Genomic DNA, 16,416 nt, shown 5'->3' with positions numbered 1-16,416 from the left:
ACTACTCCTCGGCGGTGTCAGGGTCGGGGTTGTCGGCGGGGTCGTTGCCGGGGGCCGGGTTGTCGGCGGGAGCCTCGGCTTCCCGGTCCAGGAAGGCGATCCGCAGGACGGAGACGCGCTGCGCGCCGTCGGGGCGGAGCGCGGGATCCGTGTCGCGGTCGGCGAACGTCTCCAGCAGTTCGTCCACCTTCGCGCCCAGCGCGGTCAGTTCCTCCGGGGTCAGATAGACCCACGTGTCGCCGAACTGCTCCGCTTCCTGCCAGTCGCGCGACAGTTCACGGCGGGTCTCCAGCGCCTTGGTCATCTTCTGGAAGTAGTCCTCGGCGACGGCGACGGTGAGCGCGTCCGCCGCGTCCGCCACCGCCGGGTCGTCCGAGTAGCCGGGCCAGTCCGTGAAGCGCGCCGTCGCCCGCCACGGCTTCTGCCGGCCGTGGCCGCCCTCGGCCTCCTCGACGAGTCCGAACTTGGCAAGCACCCGCAGATGGTAGGAGCAGCTGGCGACGGACTCCCCCGTCAGTTCGGCGGCCCGCGTCGCGGTGAACGGGCCCTCCCGGCGGAGCAGACCGGTGAGCTTCATCCGCGTCGGGTGGGCGTAGGCCCGCAGGGCGCGCGGGTCGCTGAGGTGTATCTGCCGCTCGGTCATGATGTAAAGATACCTTTAGAAAGAAATCTTTACAACGAAGTCTTTACATAGAACTCCCCACCACAGTGGCCCGGAGATCGTCCGCACGGTCCCCCACGACCGCGACCGATCCGTCGGTGTCCGTCCGCAGCACCCTCGCGCCCTGCGCGCGCAGCGCCGAGACCGTACGCGGCGCCGGGTGGCCGTACGGGTTGTCCGCGCCGCAGGAGATCAGCGCCAGACGCGGCCGGAGCCGGGCCAGCAGCACCGGGTCCTGGTAGGCCGAGCCATGGTGCGCGACCTTCAGGACATCCACCCGGGGCAGCTCGGGGACGGCCGCCAGCAACTGCCGCTGGGCCGGCGGCTCCAGGTCGCCGAGCAGCAGGAACGTCAGCCCCGCCGTACGGACCAGCAGGACGACGCTGGCGTCGTTCGGACCGTTGTCCGGCAGCTCGCCCGGGGTCACGGGCGGCCAGAGCAGCTGCCACTCCAGCCCTCCCAGCCGGCGCCGCTCCCCCGCCGCCGCACGGACCACCGGGACCCGCGCGGCGGCCGCCTGTCTGCGGACGAAGGCCGCCTGCTCGGGCGGTTCGTCCAGCGTCGTCGTCTCGATCGCGCCGATCTTGCGACCGCGCAGCACCCCCGGGAGCCCGTCCACATGGTCCGCGTGGAAGTGGGTCAGGATCAGCAGCGCGATCGAGGTCACCCCGAGCGACCGCAGACACCGGTCGACGAGGGCCGGCTCCGGCCCGGCGTCGATGACGACGGCCGAACCGTCCGTCCCGGACAGCACCAGGGCATCCCCCTGGCCCACATCGCACATGGCGAGCCGCCAGCCGGGCGGCGGCCAGCCCGTGATGACGCGTGGGAGCGGTACGGGCCGCAGCACGGCGAGCAGCAGCAGGAGCGCGACCGCCGCGCACAGCCATGGGCGGGCCAGCAGCCGGCGGCCCGTCGTCACCACCGCCACGGTGAGCACGGCGAGCAGCAGGCCCCCGCCCCATCCGCCGGGCCAGCCGATCCCGGCACCGGGCAGTGCCGCGCCCCGCCGGGCGACGGCCGCGATCCAGCCGGTGGGCCACCCGGCCAGCCAGGCCAGCCACTCGGCGGCCGGCATCGCGAACGGCGCGGCGGCCAGCGCCCCGAACCCGAGCACCGTGGCCGGCCCCACCGCCAGTTCCGCGAGCAGATTGCACGGGATCGCGACCAGGCTCACCTGCCCGGCGAGCACCACGATCACCGGGGCGCAGACCGCCTGCGCGGCGCCCGCCGCGCCCAGCGCCTCGGCCGGCCCTGGCGGCATCCCGCGGCGGCGCAGGGCCGCGCTCCACCGTGGGGAGATCGTCAGCAGCGCGCCGGTGGCCAGCACGGAGAGCAGGAAACCGTGGGAGCGGGCGAGCCAGGGGTCGTAGAGGACGAGGAGGAGCACCGCCGCGGCCAGCGCCGGCAGCAGGGCGCGGCGGCGGCCGGTGCCGATCGCCAGCAGCGTGATCAGCCCGCAGGCGGCGGCCCGCAGCACACTCGGATCGGGACGGCAGACGATGACGAACCCGACGGTGAGCAGCCCGCCGAGGACGGCGGTCGTGCGCAGCGGGATCCCGATCCGCGGGGCGAGCCCACGGCGCTCCGCGCGGATGGCGAGGCCGGGCGGCCCGATGAGCAGCAGCAGGACGATGGTCAGATTCGAACCGGAGACCGCCGTCAGATGGGTCAGATCCGTGGTCCGGAACGCCTCGCGCAGTTCCGGAGTGAGCCGTGCGGTGTCCCCTACGACGAGCCCGGGGAGCAGTGCCCGCGCATCGGGCGGCAGCCCGTCCGTCGCCGCGCGCAGCCCCGCCCTGAGCCGCCCCGCGAAACGCTGCGTCGCGGTGGGCGGGCCACTGATGTGCGGCGGCCCGCGCACCGACAGCACGGCGGCGCTCCGCTCGCCGGGCAGGACCGACGGTGCGATCCGTGCCGCCACGGTGACCCGGGTGGACGGCAGCAGTCCGAGCCACGGATCGGCGGACGACGCGGACACCCGGCCCTCCGCGGGACCCGACCCGGCCGGGCGCGAGCCCGGTCCCGTTCGTGGCCCCGGCCGCTGTCCCGGTGCCGGCTTGCGCGGTGCGCCCGCTTCGGCGATGACCAGGACCGGCGTGCGGACCTTCGTGGTCACCCCGTGCGCGGTGACACGGACGGCCTCCGCCGCGACGATCACGGCGTCCGGGGCGCGGGCCGCGCCCCGGACGTGCGGGAGGGCAGGCCGCGGATCGCCGGTGATCCTCAACTCGACGACAGCGTGGGCATGTTCGGCAGCCAGTGCCGGCAGCGGCCCGCGATGACCGTCCGCCGCATGCAGCACGGCGACGGCCGTCGCCGCGGAAGCGCACAGCAGCGCCGTGGCGGTGGCCACCGCCAGCCCGGCGGGCCGCCCCCGCCGGACCACCAGCAGCGCCACCCCCAGTACGGCGGTGACCACCGCACACCAGGCCGCCATCTCTCCCGGCATCCCCAGCGCGAGCGCCGACGCAAGCCAGGCGGCGAGGGCCGGCGGCACGAGCCGCAGGTCCGCAGGGCCCTCCTGGTGCGGGTTGGACGCGCCGAGCGGTGATACCGCCGACGCGTGCACGGCCGAGCGCGCCACGGCGCCCGTATCCGCCCGGCGCCCCGCCGCCGCGTCGGGGCCCGCCCTGGGACGGGTCACGGCTGGACCAGGGGCTTGAGGTCGGAGAAGCGCCGGTCACCGATGCCGGTCACATTGCGCAGCTGGTCGACGGAGGCGAAGCCGCCGTGCTGGGCTCGGTAGTCGAGGATGTGCCGTGCCAGAACCGGTCCGACGCCCGGCAGGGTCTCCAACTGGGCGCTGGTCGCGGAGTTGAGGCTCACAGGACCGGCCGGCGCACCGCCTCCCGGTCCGGGGGCGGCGGGTGCGGGCGGCCCGCCGACGACGACCTGCTCACCGTCGGCGAGCACCCGGGCGAGGTTCAGCGCGCTGGTGTCCGTCCCCGGGAGCGCCCCGCCGGCCGCCGCGAGAGCATCGGCCACCCGCGACCCGGCGGGCAGCCTGAGCAGCCCGGGACGGCGGGCCTTGCCCGCGACGTCCACCGTCAGGACCGTCTTCGCCGCCCCCACGGCGGGTGGCACGTTCGGTACGGACCCGGCCGGCCCGGAGCCGGGCGCGGCGCTCGGCCCCCGCATCGAGAACAGGGACGCTCCGGGCGACGGTCCGTCGACGCGCGCCGGAGCGGAGACCGTCCGCGGGCGCCCGGTCCAGAAGTGCTGCACGGCGAAGCCGACGGCGACGGCCAGGACGACCAGCAGGGCAGCGGCGGTCCTGAACTCCAGGCCGCAGCGCACATACAGCCAGCCGCGGAAGGCTCGTAACCGCTCGGCAGGAGTCGCCCGGAACCGCGCCACGCCCTCAGGCACCGACCCCGACGCCAAGGTCGACGGCGCGGCCGAAGAAGCCGCAGAAGGAGCAGTAGAAGGAGCAGTAGAAGGACTAGAACCAGCGGGCGGTGACGGTGGCGGATCCGGGCGAGGGTCCGGGCGCGGGTCCGGTGGGTCGAAGAGCGCGGCGGCGCGCTCCCCCACCGTCCCCTGGAGGTGCTGAACGCCCCGATTGCCCTGGAGGTGACTGCGGCGGCGGCTGATCGTGGTGAGCGCTGTGGTTCCCATGCCGCGAAACTAAGCGGAATCACCGAACGAAGATGATCACTGCCAAATCCTGTGGATAACCCACGAGTTGTGGACAACTCGCTCACTCAATGAGGTGAAATCACCGCTCCGAGCAGCCCCGGCCCCGCGTGCGCGCCGATCACCGCGCCCACCTCGCTCACCACCAGCTCGTCCAGCCCCGGCACTCGCTCCCGCAGCCGTTCGGCCAGCGCCGCCGCACGGTCGGCGGCGGCCAGGTGGTGGACCGCGACGGCCACCCGCCGGCTGCCGGCCCGCTCGACGACGATCTCCTCCAGCCGCGTGATCGCCCGGGAGGCCGTACGGACCTTCTCCAGCAGCTCGATCCTGCCGTCCACCAGCTGCAGGATCGGCTTGACCGCCAGCGCCGACCCGAACAGCGCCTGCGCGGCACCGATCCGGCCACCGCGCCGCAGATAGTCCAGGGTGTCGACGTAGAAGTACGCCAAGGTGTCCGCCGCGCGCTTCTCGGCGGCGGCCACGACCTCGTCGGCCGTGCCCCCGGAACCGGCGGTCTCGGCCGCCGCCAGAACCGTGAAACCGAGCGCCATCGCGACCATTCCGGTGTCGACGACCCGTACCGGAACGGGCGAGTCGCGCGCGGCGACCAGCGCCGCGTCATGGGTCCCGGAGAACTCGGCGGACAGATGCAGCGAGACGATGTGGTCCGCCCCCGCCTCCGCCGCGGCCCGGTAGCACGCGGCGAACTCCGCCGGGCCGGGTCGCGAGGTGGTCACCGGACGTCTGCGCTGCAGGGCTCTGGCAACCGCCGGGGCGGAGATCTCCGTGCCCTCTTCGAACGCCTCGTCGCCGATCACCACGGTCAGCGGAACGACGGTGATGCCGTGCCGGGCCAGTGCCTCCTGCGACAGGTAGGCCGTGGAATCCGTGACGATAGCGACATGCGGGGACATGTGCGGGAGGTTACCCGGGGCCCGGGCGTGGCGACAGTGCGGCCCGGGTCAAGATCGGCTGATGTGCTTGTGCGGCCCGGGTCAAGATCGGCTGATGTGCTTGGGATCGCCGGCGGGGCCGCCCGTGGGGCCACCGGTCGGCAGCGTGCTCGGCGCCCAGTGGCGCAGCGCTCCGGCCTCGATGTCGATCTGCTGCGCCAGCGCGGTGAGATCGTCGTCGGCGAACTGTCGGGCCCGGTCCTGGGCGGCCCAGCGCAGCGCGTCGGCGGAGTGGGTGATCCGCTCGGTGCGCTCGGCCAGGGACGGCAGCCGGTCGGCGATCCGCGCCTTGTCCGGCTCGCGCTCCAGCACCTTCAGCTCGGTGTCCAGCACCCGCGCGTGATCGTTGAGCCGGGCGAGCAGGGCGGACGCCTCGGAGAGCGAGGCGTCCTCGGCCGAGCCGGCCTCCAGCGCCCGGTAGGTGCTGTCGATGGAGGTCCGCAGGTCCAGCCGGAGTTGCGCCAGCTCCCCCGCCGCCCCCATCAGCGTGTAGCGGCGGGCCTTGAGCGCGGTGTCCTCGACGACCCGGCGGGCCTGCGCGCTGCCGCGCTCCACGCCGCGCTTCACCGCCCGCACGGTCCGTACGGTGGCGACGACGCCCACCGCCACGAACGACGCGAAGAGCAGCAGCAGCACAACGACGGCGATATCCACGGGTGCTCCTCCGGTCGAACGGGCGCGGGCAGCCGGGTGGGCCCACCGTCAACGGTAAACGCACCGGGCGGATCGGTGGCTCCGTACGAACCCCCAATCCGCCCGTAAGGGAAACCCCTGGTACCCGGCGCACCGCCGGATACCAGGGGTTCTGCGCACTCCGTAGCGTCAGCCGGTGACGATGTTGACCAGCTTCGGCGCCCGCACGATCACCTTGCGCACCGCGGCCCCGCCCAGCGCCGCGACCACGCCCGCGTCGGCCAGCGCCAGCTCCTCCAGGTCCGCGTCCGAGATCGTCGGCGGCACCTCCAGACGGGCCTTGACCTTGCCCTTGATCTGAACGACGCAGATCACGGCCTCGTCCTGGACCAGCGCCGGGTCCGCGACCGGGAACGCTGCGTGGACCAGCGAGTCGTCGTGGCCCAGCCTGCGCCACAGCTCCTCGGCGATGTGCGGGGCCAGCGGGGCGACCAGCAGCACCAGCGGCTCGGCGATGGCGCGCGGCACGGCGCCGCCCGCCTTGGTCAGGAAGTTGTTCAGCTCGGTGACCTTGGCGATGGCGGTGTTGAAGCGCAGGCCCGCCATGTCCTGGCCGACGCCGTCGATCGCCTTGTGCAGCGCGCGCAGCGTCGCCTCGTCGGGCTCGGCGTCGGACACGGTGACCGCACCGGTCTCCTCGTCGACGACATTGCGCCACAGCCGCTGCAGCAGCCGGTACTGGCCGACCACCGCGCGGGTGTCCCAGGGGCGCGAGACGTCCAGCGGGCCCATCGCCATCTCGTACAGGCGCAGGGTGTCCGCGCCGTACTCGGCGCAGATCTCGTCCGGGGTGACGGCGTTCTTCAGGGACTTGCCCATCTTGCCCAGTACGCGGCTGACGGGCTCGCCCTGGTGGAAGTAGGCCCCGTCGCGCTCCTCGACCTCGGCGGCCGGCACCGGGAAACCGCGGCTGTCGCGGTACACGAACGCCTGGATCATGCCCTGGTTGTACAGCTTGTGGAACGGCTCGGAGGACGAGATGTGCCCCAGGTCGAACAGCACCTTGGACCAGAAGCGCGCGTACAGCAGGTGCAGCACGGCGTGCTCGGCGCCGCCGACGTACAGGTCGACGCCGCCGTGCGGCTGGCCCTCGCGCGGGCCCATCCAGTACTGCTCGATCGCGGGGTCGACCAGCCGCTCGCTGTTGTTCGGGTCCAGGTAGCGCAGCTCGTACCAGCACGAGCCGGCCCAGTTGGGCATGGTGTTGGTCTCGCGGCGGTAGCGCCGGGTCCCGTTGCCGTCACCCAGGTCCAGGTCGACGTTCACCCAGTCCGCGTTGCGGGACAGCGGGGTCTCCGGGCGGGTGTCCGCGTCGTCCGGGTCGAAGGTGCGCGGCGAGTAGTCGTCGACCTCCGGCAGCTCCAGCGGCAGCATCGACTCGGGCAGCGAGTGCGCCACGCCAGCCTCGTCGTAGACGATCGGGAAGGGCTCGCCCCAGTAGCGCTGCCGGCTGAACAGCCAGTCGCGCAGCCGGAAGTTGACGGTGGCCTCACCGATGCCGTGCCCGGACAGCCACTCGGTGATCCTCGCCTTGGCGTCGACGACACCCAGGCCGTCCAGGGAGAACTCGTCGTTGGCGGAGTTGACCAGCTTCGCCTCGTACGAGGCGAAGGCGTCGTCCCACGCCGCCGGGTCGGTGCCGCGGCCGTCGGAGGGCTGGACGACACAGCGCATCGGCAGCTCGAAGGCGCGGGCGAAGGCGAAGTCGCGGCTGTCGTGCGCCGGGACGGCCATGATCGCGCCGGTGCCGTAGCCCATCAGCACGTAGTCGGCGATGAAGACCGGGACCTGGTCCCCGCTGACCGGGTTCACGGCGTAGGCGCCGGTGAAGACGCCGGTCTTCTCCTTGGCGTCGGCCTGCCGCTCGACGTCGGACTTGGCGGCGGCCATCTTGCGGTACGCGGCCACGGCCTCGCCCGGGGTGGCGTGCCCGCCGGTCCACACGTCGTGGGTGCCCTCGGGCCAGGCGGCCGGGACGACCGTCTCGACCAGTTCGTGCTCGGGCGCCAGCACCATGTAGGTGGCGCCGAACAGCGTGTCCTGGCGGGTCGTGAAGACGGTGATCTTCTCGTCGCCGACGGCGAAGTCCACCCGGGCGCCCTCGGAGCGGCCGATCCAGTTGCGCTGCTGCAGCTTGATGGCCTCGGGCCAGTCCAGCGGCTCCAGGTCGTCGATCAGCCGGTCCGCGTAGGCCGTGATGCGCATGTTCCACTGGCGCAGCTTGGACTTGAAGACCGGGAAGTTGCCGCGCTCGGAGCGGCCGTCCGCGGTGACCTCCTCGTTCGCCAGGACGGTGCCCAGCCCCGGGCACCAGTTGACGCGCGACTCGGACGCGTACGCCAGCCGGTACTCGCCCAGCAGGTCGGAGCGCTCGATGGCGCTCAGCGCGTCCCAGGCGCGGCCGTCCGGGGTCGGGCGGGCGCCGGAGGCGAACTGTGCGACCAGGGTGTCGATCGGACGGGCCCGGCCCGCCTCCTCGTCGTACCAGGAGTTGAAGATCTGCAGGAAGATCCACTGGGTCCACTTGTAGTACGCCGGGTCGATCGTCTCGACCGACCGGCGCATGTCGTGGCCCAGGCCCAGCCGGCGCAGCTGGCGCCGCATGTTCTCGATGGCGTCCTCGGTGGAGGCCCGCGGGTGCGTCCCGGTGGCGACCGCGTGCTGCTCGGCGGGCAGCCCGAAGGAGTCGAAGCCCAGGGTGTGCAGCACGTTGTGGCCGGTCATCCGCTGGTGGCGGGCGTACACATCGGTGGCGATGTAGCCCAGCGGGTGGCCGACGTGCAGTCCCGAGCCCGAGGGGTACGGGAACATGTCCATGATGAATTTCTTGGGCTTGGCGGCCAGCTCGGCGTCCCCCGCCAGGTCACCGCTGGGGTTCGGCGCCTCGTAGGTACCGGACTCCTCCCAGAAGTCCTGCCAGCGGGCCTCGATGTCGGCGGCCAGCTGAGCGGTGTACTTGAAGGTCGGCACAGTACGGTGCGGCTCGGCTGCCTCAGTGGCGGCGGTGGTCTCGCTCATCGTCCTCGAAGCTCCATCGTGATCATGACGGGCGTACGCCGCGTCTGCTGCCTGCCTGCGGAAACGAAAAAACCCCTCGCACAGGAGGGGCCGCCGCACTGACTCGGTTCGTCGTCAGTGCGGCTTGCTAAGCAGAAGGCGTACGGCACGCATGGGGTCAGGTTACCGCAGCGCGCGAGGGGCCCGCACCGGGAATGCCCCGGTGCGGGCCCGTGCACTGGCTCAGGAGCTCAGCCCGTGCGCCGACCGTGAGGTCAGCGGTGGTTCTTCTTCGGCAGGTACGAGGTCACGTAGTCGGCACCAGGGGTACCGACGCCGGTGACGTCGTCGAAGCCGACCGTGGCGTGCAGCGACGCGTCCTTGCCGAGGCTGCGCAGGGACGTGATCGTGCCGTCCGCCGCGTCGACACCGTTGACGAAGTCAACGCGGACGACCGCCTGGTCACGGCCCTGGCCCAGCGGGTGGTCCGTGACGTCGTGGTAGGCCGACGTGGCGTACCGGTCGTAGATCAGCGGGTTGGCGAAGCCGACCGGGATCCCGTGCCGCGCCTGCTGCACGAGCGCCTGGACGCCGGCGATCACCGGGGCGGCGAGCGAGGTGCCGCCGATCCGGTACTCGCTGTACGCCAGCGAACCGTCCGCGAGGGACTGGGTCTGACCGACGAGGAAGCCGGTGTTCGGGTCGGCGACCGCCGAGATGTCCGGCTCGACGCGCTGCTTCACGCCGCCGCCGTTGGCGAGGGCGAGCGAGTCCGGGACGACGTTGCGCTGGTAGAACGGCTGCGCGTACAGGTTGCTGGTGCCGCCGCCCGCGCCCGAGGTGTAGGCGCCGGGGAAGCCCGTCCAGCTGTTGCCGTCAGCCGACAGCACAGCCTTCTCGGTGCCCCATCCGGTCTCCCACTGGTACTTCTCACCCTTGCCGACGTTCAGCGAGGTGCCGCCGACCGAGGTGGCCCAGGGGGAGTTTCCGGGGGTGTCGACCTGCTTCTTGCCGGTCTTGGCGACGTTGTCGCCGGAGTCACCGGAGGAGAAGTAGAAGCCGATGCCCTCGACAGCACCCTGCAGGAAGGTCTGGTCGTAGGCCGCGGCCACGTCCGGGGTCTCATTGGCCTCGACGTCGCCCCACGAGTTGGAGACGATGTCGGCCAGCCGGCCGTCGACGATCTTGTTCAGGGCGTCGAGCAGGTCGTTGTCCTGGCAGGACGCGCCACCCACGTAGACGATGTCGGCGTCGGGGGCCACGGCGTGCACGGCCTCGACGTCGAGCGTCTCCTCGCCGTACCAGCCACCCGCGTCGCAGGCCTCGGTCGAGTTGTAGTCGGCGGGCAGCACCTGGGAGAGCTGGCCCTTGCGGTACGCCTGGTCACCGTTGTTCTTGGCGTACTTCTTCGCGTCCTGGACGATGTACGGCGAGGCGTACGCGTCCGTGATCGCGACCGTGACGTTCTTACCGGTGTAGCTCTTCGCACCGTAGGCGGCGCGCAGGTCCTTGCCGGTGTAGCCCTTGATCGCGTACGGCGCCTTGGTGCCGTAGGCGGACGGGAGCTTCTTGTTGGTGTTCGAGCCGAAGTAGCTCGAGAACGGCCCGGCGTTCTTGAACACCGCGCCGGGAGGCGGCAGCGCCTCGTCGTGCTTGGCGATCTTGGGAGCGTTGTCCAGGCCGACGACCGTGAGCACCGCGCCGTTCAGCGCCGCCGGCGCGGACGCCGTCGTCGCCGGGGCGTGGTAAGTCTTGCCGTCCTTGGCGAAGTTGTGCAGCTGGGTGCCGAACGCCTTCTCCGCGGCCGCCACGTCACCGCTCACGGTGATGTAGTGCTGGGTGGTACCGGTCACCTTGAGGCCCGAGGACTTCAGCCAGGCGGTGACCTGGGCTATCTGGTCCTTCGTCGCACCGAACCGCGCCTGTGTCTGCGCCGCGGTCAGATACTTGCCGTAGGAAGCCGAGTTCGGGTCGGAAACCGCGGTCGCATAGGCCGTGAGGCCCTTCGCGTCCCGGCCCGCCAGGTAGACACGGGCGGTAACGCCGCTGGCGTCCGCCGTGTCGCCCTTGTCCGCATTGGCGGTTGCCCACAGCGGCTTGGTGCCACTGAGCAGCTGCCTGTCGTGCGGTTGGTCAGCCTGCGCGGCAGGTGTGCCCAGCGCGAGCGCGCCGGCCATCAGCGGCAGCGCTGCGGCCACCGCCAGCCCGGCACGCGTTCTTTTGCGCTCAAATCTCATGAAACCCCCATGCGAAGCGAGTTGACGCCGATTACGGTGTCGCCGCTATGCGTACGGCTCGTACCGCAGAGCGCCACTCTTTCGCCGAAAAGCTCATGTCAGGGGCATGCAATTGCCAAGAGCAGGCCAAGGAAACGCCAGCGAACGGTAAGCGGCACGAGCCGGTCACGAGGGGCGGAAGCCGCTGCCCGGCCGGTGGGAACCGTGGCCGGGCCGACCGGAACCGCGGTCCGATCGGCGGGTGCTGACGGGGAATCCGGCACCCGGTCGGATCGACGTTAGCAGCGGCGGCAACGGCGTGGCCGGAGTTGCCGGAAGCCGGCCGCCGGAGGACGACCGCGGCTGCGGGCTCGGCCGGGGTCACGCGCTCGGGGCGCACCGCGCCCGGCTCACCTCGGCAGCGGCGGTGACCGGCGGCCGGCCGGGCGGTCCGCCGCTGTCCGGCGCCGGCGCTGCGACCCGAAGACGCGAAGACGGGAAGACGCGAAGACGCGAGGAGAAGGCCGGACGAGAAGAAGGCCCGACCGCCGGTTCGGCGATCGGGCCTTCTGATTGTGGAGCTACGGAGAATTGAACTCCGGACCTCTTGCATGCCATGCAAGCGCTCTACCAACTGAGCTACAGCCCCGCGGTGTACCCCGCCGGGTTCCCCCGGCGACTCGGCATACATTACACGGCCCTGGGGGTGTTTCGCCAAATCGTTTACCGGGAAGCCGGGGGCTCACCTGGAGGAACGGTTGCTCTGCTGTTCCGAGGCCGAGCCAGGTAATGTCGGGATTCCGTGCCAGGTTCACCGGCGCCCCGTGCCCCCCACCAGTCTCCCTGGAGCAGCGCACTGTGACAGCGACGCAGCTGACCGCCGACACCCGCATGATTGCGGCCAGGACGTTCATTCTGCGGCGACCGACGCTGCTCGCCGCGGCGATCTGCCTGGTCTCCTTCGCCGGCTTCTGGATGGCGCAGCGCGCCTCCCATGTGTCGATGATCGACCTGATGGTCTACCGGGCCGAGGGCGCGACCGTGCGCAACGGCGGCGACCTGTACGAGATGCGGGCCACGTACGCGAACCTCCCGACCACCTATCCACCCTTCGCCGCGCTGATGTTCATGCCTCTGACGTGGATCGGCGTGGGCGGGATGCGCGCGGTGGCGACGGTGGCGAACCTGGGCCTGCTGGTGGCGCTGGTGCATCTGTCGCTGCGGCTGACCGGGCGGCCGGCCAAGCTGCCGGCCGCGGCGGTGACGCTGTCCGTCGCGTCCGTCGCGGTGTGGTGCGAGCCGGTGTGGACGACCCTGCGGTACGGGCAGATCAACCTGCTGCTGGCCGTGCTGGTGCTGTGGGACCTGACGCGGCGCGCGGGCCATCGCTGGGCCGGCTTCGGGACCGGGATCGCGGCGGGCATCAAGCTGACGCCCGCGCTGTTCGCGGTGCTGCTGGCGGTGGCCGGGGTGGCGCTGGGCTGGCGGCGGCTGCGCCGTGGCCACAGCCCCTGGAATCCGCATCTGCGGCGGGCCGCCGTGGCCGTCATCACGTTCGTCGGGACGGTCGCGATGGCAGCGGTGGCGCTACCGCACGACTCACGGCGGTTCTGGACCGAGATGCTCTTCGCGGCGGACCGGGTCGGCTTCGGCGAGGACACCGCCAACCAGTCGCTGCGCGGGATCTTCGCCCGCGCCCTCCACACCGGCGACCCGGGCAGCGGCTGGCTGCTGGCGGCCGCCGCCGTCGGCTGCGCGGGCCTGGCCGTCTCGGTCGCGGCACTGCTCGCCGGGGACCGGCTCCCTTACAACGTGGCCTGGGCGACGCTGGCCTGCGCGGTGACCGCGCTGCTGGTCAGCCCGATCTCCTGGTCGCACCACTGGGTGTGGGGGGTGCCGATGGTGATCCTGCTCGGCACCGAGGCGTTGCGCCGCCGGGACGCGCTGTGGGCGGCGGGGGCGGCCCTGGTGGGGCTGCTGTTCTGCTCGTTCATGCTGTGGCTGGTCCCGCACGGCGCCGGGCGGTTCGAACTGGGGCAGAGCGGCGGGCAAATGGCGCTGTCCGCGGTCTATCCGGCGATCGGCGCCGCGTTCCTCGCGGTGACCGGCACGGTGGCGTTCCAGGCCTTCCGCAACGATCCGCGCCGACGGCGCTCCACACCCGTGCTGTCGTCGCGGCGGGCGGCCGCGTACGACTACGTCAACCGCTGACCGAACCCTCTACCCCGGCAGTCGTCTCCATCGCAGCCGCCTCGCCCGTCCCGTCCGTCTCTTCCGCCCCGTCCATGCCACGGCGGAGCAGGTTGTCCTCGACCCGGGCCAGCAGCCGGGCCAGTTCCCGGCGGTCGGCCGCCGACAGCCCCGCGACGGTGATCTCCTCCAGCTGCCGCCACGCTTCCTCGACGGGTGCGCGCAGCGTGTGGCCGGCCTCGGTCGCCTCGACGAGGACCGCGCGCCCGTCGTCCTCGCCAACCCGGACCTGCCGCGCCGCCTCGCGGCCGGCGGCCCGTACAACACCCCCGACTCCGCCACGTTCTTCGGCGGGGACGAGCGCGGCTTCACCGACTATCCCGCGCTGGTCTGAACGGAGCGGGCGGAGCCGAACGGTTCCGAGCGGAATGGTTCGCAGCGGAACGGTTCGCAGCGAGGCGGTCGGAGCGCGGGGCAGGGGGCGGGAGGAGCCGGGATGCGGGGAGGCGGTCCCGGCTCCGTCCGGCCCTACGCCTTGTCGCGCCGCAGCCCCAGCAGCGCCCCGGCCACCGCGACGACGGTCAGCGCCGCCGCGGTCACCGCGAAGGCATGGGCCGCCGGGTGCGGCCCCGCGACGTCGAGGCGGTTCAGGAACAGGGTGCCGAGGGTGGCCACGCCCACCAGCATGCCGAGCTGGGTGACGGTGGCCAGCAGCCCGCTGGCGTCGGCCGCGTCCTGCGGGGCCACCTTCCCCAGCGCGCGGGTGAGGGTCGGGCTGAACGCCGATCCCAGCCCCGTGCCGATCCCCGCCAGTCCGGCGAAGAGCGCGAACCCGCCGTGCCCGCCGCCGCGCAGCGCCAGGCCGAGCACGGCGAAGGAGAGCGCCCCGACGGCGAAGCCGGCCGGGGCCAGCCACCGGTGCCAGCTCTGCGGCAGACGGCGCCAGTTGAGGCCGACTCCGCCGAAGAACACCGCCGCGACGGCGAAGGTGAGGCCGGTGCGCAGCGCGCTGTCCCCCAGCCCGGTCTGCAGATGCAGGGCGATGCTGAACAGGAAGCCCGCGTTGACCGCCATCGCCAGGCCGATCATCGTCGCCGCCCGCGCCATCCCCGGCGCCCGCAGCACCCGCCCGGACACCAGCGGGGCGCCGCCGCGGCGCGCCAGCCGCGACTCCAGCACCGTGAACAGCCCGAACAGCACCACGCTCAGACCCAGGCAGATCCAGCCCCACACCGGCCAGCCCTCCTCCTGCCCGAGCACCAGCGGCACGGTGAACAGCGTCACCGCGGCAGCCAGCGTCACCAGTCCCGGCAGGTCGAGCCCGCGCCGCCGTTCCGGGGCGCTGCGGACGTCGGCCGGGATCACCCGCGGCGCGACGACCAGCATGACCAGCCCGATCGGTACGTTCACCAGGAACACCGGCCGCCAGCCGGTGCCGAACAGGTCCGCGCTGACGAGCACCCCGCCGAGCGACTGGCCGATCGCCGCGCCCGAGGCGATCACCGCCGAGTAGACGCTGAGCGCCTTCGACCGCGCCTCGCCGCTGAACGTCAGCTGGATCAGGCTGAGCACCTGCGGAATCATCAGGGCCGAGCCCGCGCCCTGGACGAACCGGAAGCCGATCAGCTGACCCGTGGACTGCGCGAGGCCGCAGGCCAGCGACGAGGCCGTGAAGAGGGCCAGTCCTGACAGGAAGACCCGCCGGTGGCCGAGCAGATCGCCGATCCGGGCGCCGGTGATCAGCAGCACGGCGTACGCGATGGTGTAGCCGGCCACGATGAGCTGCAGCCCGGCGCCCGAGGCGTGCAGATCGGTACGGATGGTGGGCGCGGCGACGTTCACGATGAAGACGTCGAGCAGGGCCATGAACTGGCCCGTCAGGATGATGCCGAGCAGCAGGCCGGTGCGCGGGCGCCGGTCGGCGCCGGGGGTGGTCTCCTTGTCGGTGACGGGGAACGGGAGCACGGAATTCGTCATGTCCGCCAGCCTGCGCGCGGCGCACTACTGGTAACGAGAGCCCTGTGATGCTGGTACCGGCAGCACCTGGCAAGCGTGCCCGGGCCGATGGAGGATGGGGAGATGCCCCAACGCCGCACCGAGCTGGCCGCCTTTCTCCGCAGCCGCCGCGCCCGCATCACCCCCGCGGACGTCGGCATGCCGCCGGGGCTGCGGCGCCGTACCCCCGGTCTGCGGCGCGAGGAGGTCGCGCAGCTCGCCGGGGTCGGGGTCACCTGGTACACGTGGCTGGAACAGGGCCGCCCGATCAACGCCAGTGTGCAGGTGCTGGACGCGGTCGGCCGGGTGCTCCAGCTCGACGTGACCGAACGCGAGCACCTCTACCGGCTGGCCGGGGTGCCGTTCGTCCGCCAGGACGTCTCCGACGCGGAGGTGGTGGGCGAGGAGGTGCAGGGCATCCTCGACGCCTTGGACCCGCTGCCCGCCGTGGTCTACAGCGCGCGCTACGACGTACAGGCCTCCAACGCCGCCTACCGCGACATCTGGCCGGCGACCACGTTCGTCCCGCGCGCGGAACGCAATGTGCTGCTGAAGCTGTTCACCATCCCGGACTGCTGCTCGTCGATGGTGAACAGCGACGAGGAACTGCCCCGCATGGTCGGTCAGCTGCGCGCCGCGTACGGCCGGCATGTCGGGGAGCCGGTCTGGGAGACGTTCATCGCGCGCCTGATCCACGAGAGCCCGGAGTTCGCGCAGATGTGGGCACGCGGTGACGTCGCCTCGCCGGGACCGCGGCTCAAGGTGTTCCGGCACGCGTCGGTCGGGCTGATCAACCTGACCTCGGTGTCGCTGGCCATCGACGGCATGGCCGAGCACCGGATCGTCGTCTACACCCCGGCCGACGACGAGAGCCGCGCGCAGATCGAGCGGTTGCGCGTCATGGCCGAGCCGATGATCGGCTGCCCCGTGCACCGCCGGAAGGTCTCGGAGATCGTGGCGGAACGAGAAGCGGAGCGAGCGGCGGAACGGGTGGCCGAGCGGGTGCCCGACCGGGTGGCGGAGCCGGTGGAGTCCCGCCTCCCGTGAGGGGGCGGGACACCCGCACACCGGC

The 16,416-nt window shown here is 72.4% G+C and carries 9 protein-coding genes, 1 tRNA gene and 2 pseudogenes; 3 read left to right on the top strand and 9 right to left on the bottom strand.

The annotated features are described in order from the left end of the window. Position 1: 1 nt before the first annotated feature. The 8 genes and pseudogenes from G3I60_RS14940 to G3I60_RS14905 form a co-directional block, all read right to left on the bottom strand. Entirely contained in the window at positions 2-643 is a 642-nt protein-coding gene (locus G3I60_RS14940) for a helix-turn-helix domain-containing protein (protein WP_164293980.1), read from the bottom strand. Positions 644-686: 43 nt separating this feature from the next. Next, on the bottom strand, positions 687-3,233 hold the full coding sequence (locus tag G3I60_RS14935) for a ComEC/Rec2 family competence protein (protein ID WP_343241034.1): 2,547 nt from the start codon (positions 3,231-3,233) through the stop codon (positions 687-689). A gap of 71 nt (positions 3,234-3,304) precedes the next feature. After that, the gene (locus tag G3I60_RS14930) at positions 3,305-4,033 is read right to left on the bottom strand and encodes a ComEA family DNA-binding protein (protein WP_343241030.1); all 729 of its coding nucleotides are present in this window, start codon (positions 4,031-4,033) and stop codon (positions 3,305-3,307) included. Positions 4,034-4,368: 335 nt separating this feature from the next. Next, on the bottom strand, positions 4,369-5,214 hold the full coding sequence (locus G3I60_RS14925; RefSeq protein WP_164293977.1) for a DegV family protein: 846 nt from the start codon (positions 5,212-5,214) through the stop codon (positions 4,369-4,371). Positions 5,215-5,370: 156 nt separating this feature from the next. Further along, positions 5,371-5,907 (bottom strand): annotated as a pseudogene (locus G3I60_RS14920) (hypothetical protein); the annotation flags it as partial. Positions 5,908-6,075: 168 nt separating this feature from the next. After that, entirely contained in the window at positions 6,076-8,964 is a 2,889-nt protein-coding gene (leuS, locus tag G3I60_RS14915) for a leucine--tRNA ligase (protein WP_164293975.1), read from the bottom strand. Positions 8,965-9,218: 254 nt separating this feature from the next. Beyond that, positions 9,219-11,180: a protease pro-enzyme activation domain-containing protein gene (locus tag G3I60_RS14910; protein ID WP_164293974.1), complete on the bottom strand. Its 1,962-nt coding sequence runs from the start codon at positions 11,178-11,180 to the stop codon at positions 9,219-9,221. 555 nt (positions 11,181-11,735) lie between these two features. Next, positions 11,736-11,808, bottom strand: a tRNA-Ala gene (locus tag G3I60_RS14905). A 209-nt stretch (positions 11,809-12,017) separates the two neighbouring features. On the opposite strand from G3I60_RS14905, the gene G3I60_RS14900 reads away from it, so the two are divergent. Both G3I60_RS14900 and G3I60_RS14895 read left to right on the top strand, forming a co-directional pair. Next, positions 12,018-13,370, top strand: coding sequence for a glycosyltransferase 87 family protein (locus tag G3I60_RS14900; protein ID WP_343241944.1), 1,353 nt, complete (start codon positions 12,018-12,020; stop codon positions 13,368-13,370). Between the two features lie 253 nt (positions 13,371-13,623). Continuing rightward, a pseudogene (locus G3I60_RS14895) lies at positions 13,624-13,743 on the top strand (alkene reductase); the annotation flags it as partial. A 134-nt stretch (positions 13,744-13,877) separates the two neighbouring features. Here the strand turns inward: G3I60_RS14895 and G3I60_RS14890 are convergent. After that, positions 13,878-15,326: an MFS transporter gene (locus tag G3I60_RS14890; protein WP_187144877.1), complete on the bottom strand. Its 1,449-nt coding sequence runs from the start codon at positions 15,324-15,326 to the stop codon at positions 13,878-13,880. 102 nt (positions 15,327-15,428) lie between these two features. Here G3I60_RS14890 and G3I60_RS14885 point away from each other — a divergent pair, with 102 nt between their 5' ends. After that, positions 15,429-16,391, top strand: a complete 963-nt coding sequence (locus G3I60_RS14885; protein ID WP_343241028.1) for a helix-turn-helix transcriptional regulator — start codon at positions 15,429-15,431, stop codon at positions 16,389-16,391. Positions 16,392-16,416: the final 25 nt, after the last annotated feature.

The organism is Streptomyces sp. SID13666 (assembly GCF_010548325.1).
Lineage (GTDB): Bacteria > Actinomycetota > Actinomycetes > Streptomycetales > Streptomycetaceae > Actinacidiphila > Actinacidiphila fildesensis.
The sequence above is the reverse complement of the archived record's forward strand: the minus strand, read 5'-3'. Positions and strand labels throughout refer to the sequence as shown.

Bases quoted from the DNA above. Each gene is read 5' to 3' on its own strand.
- G3I60_RS14910 (WP_164293974.1), bottom strand. From the start codon at position 11,180: ATGAGATTTGAGCGCAAAAGAACGCGTGCCGGGCTGGCGGTGGCCGCA.
- G3I60_RS14890 (WP_187144877.1), bottom strand. From the start codon at position 15,326: ATGACGAATTCCGTGCTCCCGTTCCCCGTCACCGACAAGGAGACCACC.
- leuS (WP_164293975.1), bottom strand. From the start codon at position 8,964: ATGAGCGAGACCACCGCCGCCACTGAGGCAGCCGAGCCGCACCGTACT.
- G3I60_RS14925 (WP_164293977.1), bottom strand. From the start codon at position 5,214: ATGTCCCCGCATGTCGCTATCGTCACGGATTCCACGGCCTACCTGTCG.
- G3I60_RS14885 (WP_343241028.1), top strand. From the start codon at position 15,429: ATGCCCCAACGCCGCACCGAGCTGGCCGCCTTTCTCCGCAGCCGCCGC.
- G3I60_RS14940 (WP_164293980.1), bottom strand. From the start codon at position 643: ATGACCGAGCGGCAGATACACCTCAGCGACCCGCGCGCCCTGCGGGCC.